The sequence below is a fragment of the Bacillus paramycoides genome (assembly GCF_038971285.1).
Taxonomy (GTDB): Bacteria; Bacillota; Bacilli; order Bacillales; family Bacillaceae_G; genus Bacillus_A.
In genome coordinates this window covers 12,492-29,842 of record NZ_CP152429.1, presented here as the reverse complement: position 1 = coordinate 29,842, position 17,351 = coordinate 12,492, and the positions used below count along the sequence as shown (strand labels likewise).

Annotated in this window: 15 protein-coding genes and 3 pseudogenes; 8 read left to right on the top strand and 10 right to left on the bottom strand. The window is 32.8% G+C overall.

What is annotated here, in order from left to right:
* Positions 1–481: 481 nt before the first annotated feature.
* The 4 genes from AAG068_RS28105 to AAG068_RS28090 all read right to left on the bottom strand — a co-directional run bounded on the left by AAG068_RS28105 (position 482) and on the right by AAG068_RS28090 (position 4,064).
* Positions 482–1,006 (bottom strand): hypothetical protein, encoded by a 525-nt coding sequence (locus AAG068_RS28105; protein ID WP_342720048.1) that lies wholly within the window; start codon positions 1,004–1,006, stop codon positions 482–484.
* A gap of 549 nt (positions 1,007–1,555) precedes the next feature.
* A complete protein-coding gene (locus tag AAG068_RS28100) occupies positions 1,556–2,737 on the bottom strand; it encodes a DUF7018 domain-containing (lipo)protein (protein WP_342720047.1) in 1,182 nt (393 codons plus the stop codon).
* A 424-nt stretch (positions 2,738–3,161) separates the two neighbouring features.
* Positions 3,162–3,362 carry a hypothetical protein gene (locus tag AAG068_RS28095; protein ID WP_000569753.1) on the bottom strand — a complete coding sequence of 67 codons (201 nt, stop codon included), beginning with the start codon at positions 3,360–3,362 and terminating at the stop codon, positions 3,162–3,164.
* A gap of 498 nt (positions 3,363–3,860) precedes the next feature.
* Positions 3,861–4,064: a cold-shock protein gene (locus AAG068_RS28090; protein WP_342720046.1), complete on the bottom strand. Its 204-nt coding sequence runs from the start codon at positions 4,062–4,064 to the stop codon at positions 3,861–3,863.
* 131 nt (positions 4,065–4,195) lie between these two features.
* On the opposite strand from AAG068_RS28090, the pseudogene AAG068_RS28085 reads away from it, so the two are divergent.
* A pseudogene (locus AAG068_RS28085) lies at positions 4,196–4,303 on the top strand (integrase); the annotation flags it as partial.
* Between the two features lie 245 nt (positions 4,304–4,548).
* On the opposite strand, the pseudogene AAG068_RS28080 reads toward AAG068_RS28085, so the two are convergent.
* A pseudogene (locus AAG068_RS28080) lies at positions 4,549–4,847 on the bottom strand (hypothetical protein).
* A 545-nt stretch (positions 4,848–5,392) separates the two neighbouring features.
* On the opposite strand from AAG068_RS28080, the gene AAG068_RS28075 reads away from it, so the two are divergent.
* The 5 genes from AAG068_RS28075 (at position 5,393) to AAG068_RS28055 (ending at position 8,656) form a co-directional block, all read left to right on the top strand.
* A complete protein-coding gene (locus AAG068_RS28075; RefSeq protein ID WP_000957109.1) occupies positions 5,393–6,292 on the top strand; it encodes an acyl-ACP desaturase in 900 nt (299 codons plus the stop codon).
* Between the two features lie 226 nt (positions 6,293–6,518).
* Entirely contained in the window at positions 6,519–6,980 is a 462-nt protein-coding gene (locus tag AAG068_RS28070) for a CarD family transcriptional regulator (protein ID WP_342720045.1), read from the top strand.
* Positions 6,981–7,531: 551 nt separating this feature from the next.
* Entirely contained in the window at positions 7,532–7,696 is a 165-nt protein-coding gene (locus tag AAG068_RS28065; RefSeq protein ID WP_342720044.1) for a BC1881 family protein, read from the top strand.
* A gap of 253 nt (positions 7,697–7,949) precedes the next feature.
* Positions 7,950–8,183, top strand: coding sequence for a hypothetical protein (locus tag AAG068_RS28060; protein WP_000993974.1), 234 nt, complete (start codon positions 7,950–7,952; stop codon positions 8,181–8,183).
* A 239-nt stretch (positions 8,184–8,422) separates the two neighbouring features.
* Entirely contained in the window at positions 8,423–8,656 is a 234-nt protein-coding gene (locus AAG068_RS28055; protein ID WP_277544394.1) for a YuzF family protein, read from the top strand.
* A 52-nt stretch (positions 8,657–8,708) separates the two neighbouring features.
* Here the strand turns inward: AAG068_RS28055 and AAG068_RS28050 are convergent, their stop codons facing one another.
* Complete coding sequence (locus tag AAG068_RS28050) at positions 8,709–8,984, bottom strand: hypothetical protein (RefSeq protein WP_059304073.1); 276 nt, start codon at positions 8,982–8,984, stop codon at positions 8,709–8,711.
* Between the two features lie 333 nt (positions 8,985–9,317).
* Entirely contained in the window at positions 9,318–10,631 is a 1,314-nt protein-coding gene (locus tag AAG068_RS28045) for a condensation domain-containing protein (RefSeq protein ID WP_342720043.1), read from the bottom strand.
* 1,239 nt (positions 10,632–11,870) lie between these two features.
* Between AAG068_RS28045 and AAG068_RS28040 the strand changes: the two genes are divergently transcribed.
* Positions 11,871–13,040 carry a serine hydrolase domain-containing protein gene (locus AAG068_RS28040; RefSeq protein ID WP_342720042.1) on the top strand — a complete coding sequence of 390 codons (1,170 nt, stop codon included), beginning with the start codon at positions 11,871–11,873 and terminating at the stop codon, positions 13,038–13,040.
* 174 nt (positions 13,041–13,214) lie between these two features.
* On the opposite strand, the pseudogene AAG068_RS28035 reads toward AAG068_RS28040, so the two are convergent.
* From AAG068_RS28035 to AAG068_RS28025, 3 genes and pseudogenes are all read right to left on the bottom strand, one after another.
* Positions 13,215–13,982, bottom strand: a pseudogene (locus AAG068_RS28035) (MerR family transcriptional regulator).
* Complete coding sequence (locus tag AAG068_RS28030) at positions 13,957–14,883, bottom strand: DUF2268 domain-containing protein (RefSeq protein ID WP_342720040.1); 927 nt, start codon at positions 14,881–14,883, stop codon at positions 13,957–13,959. The pseudogene AAG068_RS28035 and the gene AAG068_RS28030 overlap by 26 nt, the downstream one beginning before the upstream one ends.
* Before the next feature lie 518 nt (positions 14,884–15,401).
* Entirely contained in the window at positions 15,402–16,832 is a 1,431-nt protein-coding gene (locus tag AAG068_RS28025; RefSeq protein ID WP_342720039.1) for an IS4 family transposase, read from the bottom strand.
* Between the two features lie 373 nt (positions 16,833–17,205).
* Here AAG068_RS28025 and AAG068_RS28020 point away from each other — a divergent pair, with 373 nt between their 5' ends.
* On the top strand, positions 17,206–17,346 hold the full coding sequence (locus AAG068_RS28020; RefSeq protein WP_428846015.1) for a Tn3 family transposase: 141 nt from the start codon (positions 17,206–17,208) through the stop codon (positions 17,344–17,346).
* Positions 17,347–17,351: the final 5 nt, after the last annotated feature.

Sequence of the window (17,351 nt, the reverse complement as noted above, 5' to 3'; positions counted from 1 at the left end):
GACAAGAAAATGGGTACTAAATGAAATGTATCTGTAGATAATTCAGTATTGTACACTATAAAATAAGTTCCTACTTTCATGTCTTTGTACAGTAGAAAGACAACGTTATTTCATTCACGCTATCTTTCTACTTAATATTTACTATCTTTTATTATATTTATCATAGATTTTTTTATACACATCCAGATCCCATAAATAAGTATCCACGTAACAAGACAAGATTGATAGATAGGAATTGCAATTTCAGTTGTTGCAGCCTTTATAAAATTCCATACGGATATAAATATAGATTCTTGTAAATTAAAATAAAAATCTCCTAAAATCCTAGAGGGTTCTATGCTGGATATAGGTATTGTACTTATAATTAGAAATGTGATGAAAACGGTTATTGGTAGTGGTATTAAAAAAAAACCTACTATCTTTCGTAGTGAATAGATCATGGTAGTCTTTCCTTTCTATTTATAAAGTAAATCTCCAGTTTTTATTTTCCTTCTACTCCTAGCTTTTCTCTCACCCAACTCATAAATTCATCATTTCTCATTTCTTCACTATTTGCCCCTGTTTCTTTTATAAATAATTCAAAGTATTCTCTTTCAGTACTATTTTTAGCGTCTGATAGAGAAAAATAAAATGTAGTTTTTGTTGATATAACTTTTGCTTCATCTCCAAATTCATTTATTTCTATGAGTTTGAGGGACTTCCCTTCAATCCTGTTAATGAAGGAAATTAAATCTAACCATCTTTGTTTTTTTGCTTGAGTACCCAGTATGTTTGGTGAGAGCCACATAGGTATATCGATAGAGAAATTGTTTTTTAAATATCCTTGTTGGAAGCAAATGAAATTTGAATCTTCCTTAATAACCTTTACTTCTAGTGTATATTCGTTAATGGTACAAGAAAATACCACTTCATTATTTTGATGTTTGGGATCATTCGCGTATATATGTTTTTCCTTTGAGAAACCCTTACTTTTAATAGTCGTTTTTACCCACCTACGTTGAGTCATTTTTATCCTCCTATTTATATTTTTAAAAATTTATATATAAATGAAATGATTTAAAGGTCTTTCATTTAATAATTACTCTTTCCCTTCATATCTTTTACCCACTCTATGATTACCAGTATAATTTAAATTTATAAAGATTTCTTTTAAAAATTGTAAATTTTTTTTTGTTCCTAGTAATAGTTAATTTCCCCTAAACCAATCCTTGTTATAAAATTGATATGCAATCTTTGAATTGTGTATTATTTGTTAATATATATTCCCATAAAGTGTAGGATTTGTAGTCATTTGGATTTTATCAGAGTAAACCTTTCAGTTATTTTAGCCTATATAACGTATAAAGCAGCTATTGGCTAATCAAGTGTACATATTTGCTTATGACGCAATAGATGTTTAACCAAGAAGAAAAGCATTAGAGGAAACAAGAAATTGAATAATAAGATATCTTGCAATATATTTCTCTTTGTAAAAAGATAAGATCCTAATCTCCGATCTTATCTTTTTTATTTGTAAATTTGCAATAGGGCTACCGCCATATGCCCCTTTTCATGATTAGTTGGTTTTACTTTTAATACTCTCAGTTGCTTTTTTAAATAGTTTCATTGCCTGTTCTGCTTTGTTTTCTGCCTGTTCCAACTTATTATCATTTTGTTCTTCTAATGCTTCTGAAAGTAATTGCAGAGCATTCCAGTAATTATCCATTGCCTGTTTTATCTTTTTTTGTTCAACTTCTAACCCTTTAGGTGCCTCAAGGTATTTGATGTCTCTTACGTGTGTTTTGGCCATATCCAAATTCAATTGGATTTCACTTTTCTTTGACTCATAATCCTTTATATCCGAATGCCCTATATTTTGTATCAGTCTCATAATTTCATCCATCTTATTTGTATTTTCTACGATGGCTGCTTTGTATTTATCAACTTCTGAACCACTAACTTTGTCATTTAAATCTTCCTCACGATGACCCTCTTTGGCATGTTTCTGGTTCTCTTCTTTTACCTTTTGCTCTACATCAGGGTATTTCTCGTTTATCCCATTAAATACTGTCTCCCATTTAGAAACACCATCATCTATCCCAAACATACCGTTTTGTATGATTTTTTTTGCTTTATCCTTATTATATTCACCATCATACTTACGGGCATCATACTGTCTAACTGCATCTTCTACTTTTATTAGGTGTTTTCTAATCTCTTCTACCCCTTCTTGTATTAAGAATTGGTCGTCTTCATACTTTTTAGGTGGCTTGATTTTTTCAAAACGGTTTATATCCAAACTAATGTGACTAATTAAAGAATCTATCTCACCTATGTAGACACTCTCTTCTGTAAATAATTCATCAGTTTTCTTTTCTAGTTTTTTTAAATGATACTGGAATTCTAAGTGCAGTTCAGTCAAACGATAAGGGTAATCTTTTTCAGATACCTTTACCTTCTTTTCACCTTCCATGTCTGATACATTTGATTTACTTTCTTTACTACTTGATTCGTCTTCCTTACTTCCCTTTTCATACTCAATTCTAGACAATGCGTTTCTTAGTTGGTTTTCAATGTGCTCATCACTATAGTGCAATTTCTTTAGATCAGATACCATTTTATCTGCATCATAATACTTATCTACTTTTCTATACTCTGACTGTGTAAGTCCATATGTATTTAATGTACAACCTACTAGCATGAAACTAACACTTAACCCTGCTATTGCGATACCCTTAAATGATTTATTAATACTCATTTTAAACTTTCCCCTTTTACTTTTAGTAATTCTTTTCTTCAACAATAGACAGACCTTCATGAGTTTTTGCATTGTCTGCTGCGTTAGTTTAGTTTTCCTAACTTATTGTTTCAGTCTTAACTTAAATTTTTTCCTTATAATTACAAAAAGGATATACCTAAACATATAACTACTAGTAAAATATATCCTTATATTATTTTATAATGATAATAATTAATGAGTCAAAGTGATTTGCGAAAACTCTCAACTCAGATACCTACTTTTATAGAAATACAGTAGGCTTTTTTACATTAAAAAACTCACCATCCAACAGAAATGGCGAGATCCTTATATATTATTTAATATCTTGTTTTCTCTAATTCTTTTCTTCTTAATTAACAAATAACTGCACTATACGTTATATAAGCTAAAATACCTGAAAAGTTTACTCTGATAAAAGCCAAATGACTACAAATATTCCTGTAACTGCCGCACCTCCGAAAAATCCTACCAATATTTTCCCATGAGTGCCATTAACAACTTCTTTTAAATCTGCTTTTGCCTTTTTCTTGTCTTCTCCTGTTGAAAAGAGATAACTAATAAAATGTACGACTAGTGAAACTAATGCCGCGATTATTTCTATCATTACTTATGTACCTCCCTAATATATATGTACCTTTAATTAACCAATAATTGCCTTATACATTATATCAGCTAGGGTACATGGAAATATAATAAATTATTTATATAATATATTTTATTAATCGATATCGTATTATGATGGTTCATATCAAAAAAGACATCTAATAATTCCTTAACGTACAAAATTCGCGTTATGTTGGCGGGACCCCATGCCCATCAACTTAAGGAATGTAAACACCCCCAAAACAAAAAATGAGCTGACTTCTCAAAATAACTAACTGTAGAGAAAGAGAATTTTCATTTAGGGGGTACTTTTATGCTAGAAAAAAGGCTTATAAAGTTGGTAGCTCAAAATTTAAATTAGGATACTCAGGAAGTATATGCTAGACTTGGTTTACCATTTGATTTACTGTTTTCATGTCCTTTACGAGTCGGTGGTTCTTTGTTACACGGAAAAAAAGCAGACTCTCATAAAAGAGCCTGCCTTCCCTGGTTTGTAAAATTAAGAAGCTTTACGTACGTTTGAAGCTTGAGGTCCACGTTGACCTTGCTCCAAATCAAAAGTCACTGCTTGACCTTCTTCTAAAGTTTTGTAACCTTCGCCTTGAATCGCTGAGAAATGAACGAATACATCTTCTCCACCTTCACGTTCGATGAATCCGAAGCCTTTTTCGCCATTAAACCATTTTACATTACCTTTTTCCATTTGTATTGCCTCCTAGTGTGTAAACACACACAATGTAATACTATCCTTGCTCTCAGTGATCATAAAGGTGAAAAGTTACAAATCCTTTACACCGAACAAAAATAATTCATTTTAATAATAACATTTTTTGTAATAAATGTAAAGGTGAAGAAAAGACAGCTACTATGTTTATGCAAATGTTAGAGCTAAAGAAAAACACGTTTCATAAAATAATGACGGAATATGAGGAAATAAAGTAGGATCTTTCTTATTAGAAATCCTACTTTTTCTTTGGTTGTAAGAATCTTGATGTTTTTGTATCAGAATAGTATTGTGTATATCGAAAAAAATAAAAGACAACTCCAATTAAGAGTTGTCTTTTTGTGTAATAAAATCCCCAAAATATGAAAATATACAAACGAATATAATACGCTATGGTTGATATTATAACAAAACCGATGAGTATCGAAAATAAACCTTTTATGAAGGTTTCCTTTAAATATGATTATTGTATTTCGAGGGGTTCCTTATAAATCTTAGCTATATATTTTACAAAATCAATGACGGGATAGTATATGAGTGAACGGTGCTGCGTAAAACGAACCCCTGCTTTTTCCATTTTCGAAATGAGTTGTTCAACTTCCATCTCTTTTTGTTGTATTCTATCATAATTTTGATATACAATGTTTTTCCATTGATAGGAAGAGCCGTGAAAATAACTCTCCCCTTTTACCCTGTGACTAAATATAATTTCTATTTTTCTCTACGTTGTTTTTCCTTCATATGCGCTTCTGTTGACTGCATGTTTATCGCCTCTTCCCTTTTTTGTTGTATAACAAAATTTGGTCTAACTCACCATACATAGCCAATGTACATTGTTCTAGTTGGGATTTGTCGTTTAAGGCTATCTCATCCACTGTATTTGGTTTTCAAGTGCTTAATCTAATATATTGGATTTACATCTAAATAAGTTGTTAATGTGTATAAAACACTATCTATCTTTATTATAAAATGATTCTTTATAAGCATGCACCTTTTTACACTCACGAAGATTTATAACATGACGAGTATCTTCATCCATGAATGTTATTCTGAATTTACTGAGGTTAGTTTCTTTATTTAGGCTAACTAACATATTGTATGTCTCAGTATCTATTTTATAAAAAAAGAAAATAGATGTAACGGTCCCCCTTTTAATAAAAAAATCCTATAAAAATATAGCGCTCTTAAAAGGTTTTGTTAAAAATTTATTATGTTTGACTTAAAAAAAGGAACGTAATATTTATTTGTAGAAAATTTTAAGAGTAAAAACAGAATGACTATCTGTGATAAGAAATGGGGGGACTTTTATGCTAACAAATGATTTAGATTTCCGATTAGAACCACGTTTAAAAGAACTGTATGAACAACATAAAATTAGAGCGCAGAAGATAGACTGGGGTTATCATGAGTTTTTACCATGGGATAAGGGAATGGACTTTAAAAGAGTTCCTTGGGATGAAAGTCAAGTTACTCTTCCTACTGGTGTAATTACAGCCATTGAAACAGCTTTATTAACAGAAGTGAATTTACCTTGGTTTACAACGTATTTATCTGCGACTTTTAAAGGGTCCCTCTCTGTTATTACAGACTTTATTCATACTTGGACATCAGAAGAGGATCAACATTCCAATCTATTGGAGACATATTTACTACTCACTCGAAGTGTGAATCCTAAACGAATACATGAATTAAGAAAGTCAGTCGTTGAGGGGGGATTTGAGCCTGATTTTCATACACCAATCGAAGCTATGACGTATACGACGCTACAAGAACTTGCAACGATGGTGTTTTACAATAATGTAGCTAAGGTTGCAAGTAAGCACGATCCAGATCTTGCTACATTATTACGTCGTCTTGCAAAAGATGAAACGCTTCATTATGCTTTTTATCGAGACGTCATTCGAACACATTTGGAATTAGAACCTAATTATTGCTATCATATTGCCAATGTGATTAAGAATTTTAAAATGCCAGGTGCCGTCATGCCTGATTTTGAAAATAGAATGGCTGTAATTGCAAAAGAAGCAAACTATGGACCACTACAATATTTTGATCAAGTACTTGATGTAGTGATTGAGTATTGGGGGTTAAAAGCCTTACGACCAATTGCCCCTCTAGCTGAAAAAGCAAGAATTGAGATTTTGGAGTACCACACAAGATTGAAAAAAATAAGGGATCGATTTGGTCGTTTTCAAGGGAAAAACTGATCTACGTTAATGAGTAGAGGTTTCAGAATATACGTGGGGAAATTCCCCTTCCCTTTATGGGAAATCTGACACACTCCCTATGTTTTTTGTGCTATTTTTATTCGATTTGATTTATGAAGAAAAAGTAATTGACAACGAAAATATTTTTATGATATTATAAAATATTTGATAAAAAATAGCATATATGTTAAGGTTAAGAAGGTTACCATATATGGAGGTGGATTATATGTTTCAAATTGGCGATAACATTGTTTATCCAATGCACGGAGCAGGTATAATTGAAGCCATGGAAGAAAAAGAATTCTCAGGAAAAAAACAACAGTATTTTGTCATAAAAATGTCGATCAGTAATATGCAAGTCATGATTCCTACGGATAAAATATTGAATTCGAATATACGCCCAGTTATTGATATACTTGCATTAAAGCACATTATACACATTTTTCACAATGAAGAATCCTGTAAATTACTGCCGTGGAAACAAAGGCATAAAGTGAACACGGACAAAATAAAAACGGGTGAAATACAAGAAGGTGCTGAAGTTGTACGGGATTTAATGCGTATGAAGAAAGAAAAAGCACTCAATACAAGCGAAAAAAAATTGTTGGATGATGCATATAGATTTTTGGTCAGTGAACTAGAATTAATTAAAGGAATCACTGAAAATCAAATAAAAAGTTTCTGTTAAGGTTCATTAAAAATAATGAATTATATCCTCCGAAAACATCCTGAATTTTCGGGAATATGATGAGTATTAAAAGCAAATCATTTCAAAGACATTCAATTTCTTCAACTCACTTTTAGAGTAGGAACCTCTTTTGTTATTACTTCAATCTAATCCATTTTTATTTTTAAATTTCTTTTACGAACGTTCGAAGTTTCATTAAATAACTCGATCAAATAGTCACTTGAATTTTTGTAATCCTGATTCACACTGGCACGGACAAGGAGCCGTAAGGATGAAAGAGAGGTAGGGCTTTCATTGTTTTAGGTATATATATCTAAGTCATTATTTCTAAAAAAAAAATCAATCTCATCTCTATCTTTAAGAATTTTTACATTTACTGAGACAGTGAATAGTAATTGTTTATCTTCTTTTCATAAGAGAGATACGCGAGTTGGTAACATCTAAATATATGGTCAACGATATAAATTGATGGGATTTCTAGAACTAGAACCCATTTTTACAATTTATTTAGCATAATAAGATTAAATGAAACAATAAGAAGGAGTGAAGATATGAAACGCACGCCAACGCAAGAATTAAGTAACGAGTTAAAGAAGCGGAAAGGGATTACTTCTATTAAGATTGAGCCTTATGAAAAAATTGAAGTTGGTGGAATTGTTGTAGATGGACCGGCTGTTATTTTAATTAATCAAGAATACCTGAAAATTGTTGAATGAAGAAAAGGATGATCCTTTACGAAAAGGGATGATCCTTTTTGTTTGCTGCAACTTTCATTTGATGTGTTGGGATTAAAAGGAAGGAGAGGGGCGAGATTATCATGCTGGAAAGCTTAATATTGGTAGGATTTCTTTTTACGTTATATAAATTAGTTGATAAAAAACAAACTAATTTACATAACGATATATTATTTCCTTTTTAAGGGTGAGATTTATTTGATAGTGAAATGGATAATTTAAAGGAGGAATTTAGATGAATGCAAGGAAAGAACGCATAAAATACGAAAAGATGTCAAAGAATTATGACCGTATTTATTCAGTTTCGTTTATCCTACTAATTATACTTGTTTGTAGTAGTGTGATTATCATAGGTGCTACAGGAGGTAAATATGGAGTGTTTCTATTATTAGCAATTTTACTTAACGCACGTATTACGAAAGAATCTCAAAAAAAGTATGAGCACTATTCTAATAAAGGGCGTATTTAAAATGATACATATCCAGAAAGGAGCAACCTAGATGTATATTCAAAATATCCCTTTACCACCTCCTATTAACTGGTAAAAGTAACTTTATATAAATCATTTTTTTAGCAACATAGAAATAGAAACCGTACTCTATTAAAATGTTATTTTCGTTCCTATAATGAATTATCCTTCTAGCATATTTATAAGATTTATATCATATATTAGTAGAAAGAATGAAAGTTAGAAAGGAGTCTTATAGAATGAGTTATTCGAAAGGAAATGACTTGAGTGAACAACATATGGTAAGTACACCTAACCCCTATGTATATCAGACATTACAATCAGTAATTGGTAAGCATGTGGTTATTGAAACTGTAAGAGGCAATATAAGAGGTAAATTAAAGGATGTGAAACCAGATCATTTGCTCATTGAAGATACGGCGCCATATATTGTACGCATTCAACAAATTGTATGGATTATGCCAAAGCAATAATCAAATTTATAAAAAATTAATGTCATAGTCCACCAAGTAAAAACACAGGGTTTTATCTCTGTGTTTCTTCAAATTTCCGTTTTTGAATATATGCCTGAGCATGAATAAGTTCTTCTTGAAGCTCTTTTAATTCTTTTGTAGATTCTGATTCAATAGCCATGTAAGTAGTAACTAAACTGATCATCATATCCATCTTCTCTACTATATTTTGAATGACTTGTTCAGATTGCTCTTTTTTAGGGTGTTGTATTGCTATTAATACATTTTCTATATAATTGTTCTTTCTTTGCTGGATATCATAAATAAACTGTTTTGTGTTTGAGTTCATTTGTTATTCCTCCGTTTTGGATATACTTCTATTCTATCATATTTGAATAGAAAATATTGGATTCTCCTACATTTACACTTGTCTCGCACATCTCCTCAAATATACAAACTACTTCCTTAACATACAAGGAACTAAGCGAAATGTGTCAATTTTATGTCTAAACGTACAATTTTCTTTTATGGGTATGGTGACCCCATCGCCATCAAGCTAAAATTTCGTTCTGGGGTAATTCCGAATTCTTAAGTTGATGGCATGAGGGCGAGCCCCTAAAATACAATTCCGCTAGAAATATTTGCGCTATATTCTCTTTTATTTTATCTTTGCACCAGAACCTTACAATGATGATAGTTGATTAACCACACATTCTAAAAATTTTTCTACCTTTTCTTTTGATGTATCCGGCGCATGATAACCAATCGTAAATGTAAGTCTTCCATTATAAGAGCTTGCTCCCATTGAAAAGAATGGTGCATACATAATAGGTGATGTCATATACCCGTCCTCAGCTTGAATTTCACCAAACTGAATAGGTTCATCAGCAATCACTCCCAAATTTGTCAGTAATGGCAACGCCATCCCCATCTGTACAGCCTGTTCGTATTGCTGATTATACATTTCCTTCACTGTAGATAGCTTCATTTCTGCCAGTAGCTCCATTCCTGCTGCTGAAGAAAGACCTGGATTTTGAGACTTTATTTTATCCATTGATTGTTTAACTCGAACAAGAGTCTGATTAAATGTTTCATCGTCTTCCATTTTAATCACTGGCATTTCCATACCGGATAAGTTACAAATAGCACCAGTTGTATAGTTAGGCAGATATCGACGTAAATCAATTGTTAAACCGATCATTTTTTCTGCGGTGCGAGGTTCTGCATACACAGTGAAACGTGATAAAGCTTGGAAGTATGCAGTCATGATTGTATCATTCAAGGTAGCCTGTTGTGCTTTTGTCCATTGGATTAGACGTAGAGTTTGCTCATGGCTCAACCGCCGTACGGACATTTTTGGGTATGTATTTTTGTTCGGTTGAGATGGAAAAGACCATAACGATGCCTGTTGTTCTTGGTTAGGACGATACGCACTTTTTACGTCTGATATTCCGGCATATTTGAACACAGGTGATTGATCACGAAAACTCTCATTCCCCTCACCAAATTCCTTTATAATTTGATCCTTAGATTGTCCCAAGGAAAGTTGAGTATAAATTGCTCCCAACAAATTAATATATTCCTTGACTCCTGCACCATCTGAACATAGATGAGATAATTTCACAACTAACATATCTGTTGTATTGCCTCGTAATAATTTTGCTTGAACCATAGGCCCCTGAATACGATCTCCAGGTTCCTTAATAAAATCTATTGCCATCATTTCAAGTTCTTGATCATTTCCTTCTGCAAAAAGACAAATAGGTGTGTTAGTACCAGATGAATGTTCCTCCCAGTAAGGAATATCATTTTCTACAAAACGGCTGTTCAAAACCGGCTGCAATTGTAACGTTATCCTTATTGATTGTTCAAGTATTTTCTTTGATATACCTACAGGAAAATAAAGAACTGCATTAATTTGTTGATCTGCAGAATAAAGACCTAATAAATAATTCATTCGATCTTGAGGTGTTACTGAATACTTTCTTTTTTCCATAATTTTGTCCCCTTTTTAAGACTTTTTTTGGCTATATCTTCGTTCTCCATATGGTTGTAACTTTTCTAGCTATTTTTCTTCAAGAGCTAATAATGCTTATTTTTCGATTTTTCTCAAGAAAGCATCTTTTCCGTATTGGTTTCATTCTTTTTGCAGCTCTTTGTTGTTGGTGGTATACCCATTTTTTTATTGTTATTAACACTTCCTATCTCTTTCGAATATAAATAAACACAAGTTTATTTCGTTTGATAATATACAAACATATTACAATAATGTTTGTATATTATCAATGAAAAAACAAACGAATCATTTTTATGTCTGTTAGGAGTATCGCCACATCGCTATCAAGCTAAGTTTATGTAAAATCAATTTTAAGTGAGATTGTTTCTTTTTTCTAAAGGGCAAGTGTAGGTGATTGAAAGATTTGCATACGAAATAAACCCTAACGGGTTTCACTTTTTTGAATTAAGCGGCTTGATTATCAGAAAGGGTACAATTGTAAACGACACCTAATATATCAAAAACCGTTTTTTCTCATATCGATGAGATTTTCGCCCGTTTTGCTGTGGAAGGGGTACAGCCGAGATACGTGTAAAAATAGGCCATAGCCTTACTTTTTTCCAACTATGACCTATTGAGCTTATAGGGGTAGCACCATACATCCATCAACTTAAGAAAAATAAACACCCCAAAAACAAAAAATGAGCTGACTTCTCAAAATAACTAACTGTAGAGAAAGAAAAATTTCATTTAGTGGGTACTTCAAAACCTTAGCTTGATGGCGATGGGGTCACCATATCAAAAAAAATAATTGTGCGTTTAGACATATTTTTCAACCACTTCCTGTTCGTTAAGGAACTCGTTATTTTTTTACAGTTTTTTATTATGAAATTCTAAATAACTAATTATAATAGGTGAAAAAAACGATCAATAGTTGGGGTACGGAAAGGATTCGAATTTACATTCTTTCTCAATACATATCATGGATAAATAAAGTAAAATATGGGTTGGGGCTATGTCTCATGTTGTGTTAATCCTAACAATAACTAAGGGTACATAATATGCTTTCATACCTTTGAATAATTTTGTTATAGAAGGGATGGAGATTTAACTGGCTCAAATTGTTGGTATTAATAGATACCTTTGTACTGGGGCTTTAATCTATATGCGTGAGGGCCTTTCCCTAAGTCAACAGTAAGCAAACACTTATACAATATGAATAGAGGAGAGGAATGCCATATGAAAATACGTAGTCAAATTACATGTGCAAGTCTGGCCCTTTTAATAGCTGGAAGCTCCCTGTTATATACAACACCAACCTCAATTGTAAAAGCAGAGCCCACTCAAAATGTATCTAGTTCGTTACAAACAAATACTCAACGAGATCGTACTTCCGTCAAGCAAGCAATGCGGGATACATTGCAACTTGGATACCCGGGGATACTTGCTAAAACTTCTGAGGGTGGAAAAACGTGGGGGTATGCCGCTGGAATAGCGGATCTGAGAACCAAGAAACCAATGAAAACAGATTTTCGCTTTCGCATTGGGAGTGTGACGAAGACGTTCACCGCAACAGTTGTACTTCAATTAGTTGGAGAGAATCGCCTGAAGCTAGACGACTACATCGAAGACTGGTTGCCTGGTGTCATTCAAGGAAATGGATATGATGGTAACAAGATTACTATCCGGCACATATTGAACCATACAAGTGGTATCGCTGAATACTCAAGGTCAAAAGACGCTGATTTTACGGATACAAAAAAATCGTATACGGCTGAAGAGTTAGTGAAGATGGGGGTTTCTCTGCCTCCAGACTTTGACCCAGGAGATGGCTGGTCTTATTCAAACACAGGATACGTATTACTGGGCATTCTTATTGAAAAAGTAACTGGAAACAGCTATGCGGAAGAGGTTGAAAATCGAATTATTGAACCACTTGAATTGTCGAATACATTCCTACCAGGCAACTCAAGTGTTATTCCAGGCACTAACCATGCCCGTGGATATGTCCAACCAGACGGAGCAAGTGAGTTAAAAGACGTTACTTATTATAACCCAAGTGCAGGTAGCTCTGCTGGAGATATGATTTCTACTGCTGACGACTTAAACAAATTCTTCTCTTACTTGCTCGGTGGCAAATTACTGAAAGAACAGCAACTAAAACATATGCTTACTACAGTTCCTACAGGAAAAGAAGGAATCGATGGATATGGTCTTGGAATCTATGAAACTAAGCTTCCAAGCGGTGTCTCGATATGGGGACACACAGGTGGCGTTCTAGGGTTTACTACTCTTGTTGGAGGTAAACTTGGAGGCAAGCATACGTTGGTCGTCAATTGGAATAGTTTGGGTAGAACTGACAGTCCTAATCCTTTTAAAAAAATTTTACTTGCTGAATTTAGCAAGTAGGAAAAAAGGAAAAATTTATCGTAGTTTTCATAGTTAAAAATATACTTTTCTGTTTCAAAAGCCCCAACTTATTTTCAAAAAAAATAAGTTGGGGCTTTTTTTTGTTTTGGTGGCGTTTATTCTTCTTAAGTTGACGGCCATGTAAGGTGACCCCCTATTATAAATAGTATGACATTAATTTTTCTGTTTATTTACATAATGTATAATTGAATTATGTAAAAATTCAGCTAAGTCTTCATTACTAAATTGATTTATGTAATTTTTAAATCGATTATCAAATTTATACGCATTTGCAATACATGTCAACATTTCAGAATCACATACAATAGATTGTTCGAGATAACTTTTCCACTCTACAATTAATTGCTGTACTTCATCGGAAGTAGGTGATTGATTAATATAGGAAGCAATTTTTCTAAACACTCTTTCCATTTTTTGTTCGAATTCATGAAATAAGTTCGCTTTTTCATTAGGAGAGAGGTTTTTCAATTTCTCCTCAAATTCTTTGTATTTTTCTGTTTCCCCATAGATGTATTTCGCTTCATGAGTATATTGTTCTTGTAATGGTAAAATAGATGAATTATTAAAAATATTTAAGTTGTAGATATCCTTTCCTGATACATACTCATCTACCGCAGTAATAACTGCTTCTAAACGTTGGTTTTTTAACAATAAAGTTTGGTTATGCTTCTTTAATAATTGTTGCTGTTCTTCTCTCGTAAGCTTCAATACATCCGCAATTTCCTTTAGAGAAAATTCCATTTCCTTAAAAAATAGAATCGTTTGAAGCTGTGCTAAACTGTTCCTATCATAGAGTCAATAACCATTATCTGTTAAGTAAATTGGCTTTAATAGATTTATTTTATCATAATATTGTAAGGTTCTTTTGGTTATGCCTGTAATTTGGACAATATCTTTAACCGTTAATAATTGTTTCTTCATCCCAAAATCCTTTTATTTCATCTAGTATTAAATTGGCAGGAATTATTGTGGCTTCAAAGATGTTTTTTCCTGTTTTCTCTAAATAGTATTTGATTAAATAGTATCCACAGGCATAACCAGCAGCATAAGGCATATTGACTGGTATATAGTTTTGAAGTTTTGCTAATTCATCACCATAAAGATACGGTGCAATTTTATCAAATCCTGTTAATTGTAATTGTTCCTTGAGCACGGGTTTAATACGTCTATTAAGCATTTCCATAGTTGTTTTCGATACCCAAGGACCGAGTAGATCTTCCCCAAAAATAGAAGTAGCAAAGTTTTCTGCTAAACCCTCACTAACAATTAATTCACCTAAAGTAACCGTATGGTCCCACTGAATAAATTGATATCGAACATTATGATTACATTCATGTGCTAAAGCAGCCTTCATTCGAGGTATTGTGTATTCATTTGGCACAAATGTACACAAAATATAGCCAGGGATACCTCCATCACCACTATATCCTTCATTTAACATTAATGAAGGGCTATTTGGATCCCCTAATAGAATCGTGAATAAGTAATCAGATACACGAAGGTTCACACCATGCTCTCTAAATAAATGAAGGCTTTTCCTAACAGCTTCTTTACACTCAGACCAAAAAGAATCAGACGAAATCAATTCTAATTCTGGTGTAATCTCATTTATAATTTGATTAGGAGAAATGCTCATTATATTATTCAATGTAATAACATCAAAGCCATTTTGCTCCTCAGCTTTAAAAGGAACATATTGAATTTCCCATTTCCCCATAAACGGAGCCAACATTTCTTGTCTGTATAATTCAACCTTTTCCTCTTTTGAAGCTTGTAAAATTTTTCGATATATTTTATCTGACCGTAATGATTTTATATTCATTTCTTTCACTCCTTATTTAATATAGTTAAAATTATGCACTATGACGTTACGTTATAGTCAAGTCGGTTAACTAAAAATATAGCAAGAGAATGGGATTATATGTTTTTTGAAATATATTAATAGGACACTTTCATTTGTAATTACCTTAGCTTAGTTTGGATGTTGAACGTATTTGAAAATGTCTCCAAAGCCGAATTTTAAACAACCTTATTGGGGCCCACCACACATCCATTAAGCTATGCTATTGAAATACCCCCTTGCTATCAAGTTAAAAAATCTGTTGTTCTCCAAATCGATAAAAATAAACTTTGGTTCTATAAAAACACAAAATTTTCATTTAGAGGGTACTTAAAAATGTTAGCTTGATAGCCATGGGGTACCACCCCACATCCATCAACTTAAACTATATGTTTATATAAAAACTGATCTTTCCATGTAGTTTTTTATTATCTTTTATAGATATCATAAAAGTAGGCATATCAAATAAACCCTGACGGGTTTCAATTTTTTTACTATAACTATGCTACCTGATGGATTGAAGTGGTATACTCATAAACAACGCCCAAAATATCAAAGACCGTTTTTTTCTCATATCTGTGGGATTTTCGTCCGTTTCGCTGTAGGAGGTTAAACAGACGAAGAAGAATCTTTGATAATTCTTGGGTGTTCTTATGTAATGCTTGATAAAAAAGTAAGAAATAATCTTTAATCATGTACATCGCTTTATATTCACTTAGCTCTTTCTGTTTCTTACGTAACAGAAGTTCTCTCATTTTAAACATAGTAGAAGAACATAATAGGATACTAATGAGTTGTCCATAAAGGTGACATTCTAGTCGCTCTTGTTTAATAGATTTACAACGATGAATTTGAAACCAAGATTTCCATATTTTAAATAACAGCTCAATTTGCCAACGCAATGAATATAAATCATAGATTTTCTCTTTTGGCACCCATTCCGTAGGAATGTTTGTCATATATACCGTAATTCCTTGTAAGAGTTTCGTACGCTCTGTATATGTAATCCCTTTTTTCTTTTCGCGAATAGCTCGATCACGTAAGCGTTTCTGTTTTTGCTCCTCCGTACACCTATAAACCACAATGCGAGTAGGCAACTTGCCTTTACTCCCTACATATACATCATGTAACTCATACACTTGACCAGGTTGTAATTGTTTCATGATATCTTCTAAATGAATTTGTATATATACGGGTCTCAATTGAGCAGGTTTTGTTTTAAATACCACTGTTTCGAATTCTTTCCTATATATTTTAGTTGGTAATTTAAGACGTGATAAATAATATCCTTGCTTATCTTGGATAGACTTAAAGTCCTGTAAACGAAAGTATCCTAAGTCACGAATATATAGTTCATTCTTTTGTATCATGCCTGTTCGAGTTGCACCATATGCCTGATCACTTCGTTTTCCTGGTTCAATTTTCACATCAGAAACTTCTCCGCTCAACAAGTCATACTCTAATTGAATTTTTATACCAGCTTTATGACTACATCCTCCGGCACCAGGATAAGTAGATGCGAATCGATCTGGAACTTGAAAGGTTGTAGAATCAAGGATGCGAATGCGCTCAAAGTAAGCAGAAAGAGAATGAGAAATCTTAGATAACCCTCCAATCTTAGCTTGTAGAAGTGTAGTAAATACAGTTCGAAAGAAGGCTACCGAAGCTGAGTTAAAGCGTCGATTAAGTCCCTCTGGACTTAACAAAACCCCTGTTGAGGTTTCTAATTGACTACAAAGTTGAGTAAGAGAGGTAGTAGCGATTTGTTGATTTAACCATACACACAAAGATAGAAAATGGTGCCCATGGCACTTACGTTTTCGTTTCATTCCGCCAGCTTCTATAGCTAATCGATTAAGTGTAGCGGGAGACATATATCTATACAACTCTTCGGCAAATAAAGACAATTCTTGTTTTTGATGCATATTCATAAAAAGCACGTCACCCTTTCTCATTAATATAAGAAAATAGTAACGCACTTTCAATTTCAAGAATAGTCAAAATCCTTAAGTTGATGGATGTGGGGTAGCGTCACATGCCCATCAAGCTAAGATCTTGAAGGTACCCCCAAAACGAAAAATTTACTTATCTGCATCAGCTCATTTTATACATCTAGCGGTTTATTCTTTGGTAGTTGTTGTACTTCTGTTTGAATATAAATAAAGTAAGTCCCATTTATCCAAAAACACCCCTGATTTCCATTATGTATAGGAAATTAGGGGCATTTTTCAGTATATAAAACTTCAACATTATTAATAAGTCTTCTTTTTGTTGTATACAGACACAGTCGGTTACACAGAATAGATTTTTGGATTTATCCATTTATTAGGATTTAATTTTACGCCAAGAATAAGAGAGCTATCGGACTCAAAATCATTTACAATAGATAAAGCAAATGAGTATCCAAAACTAGAAGGAAGTCCCGCCTCATCCATATCAACCTAACAAAA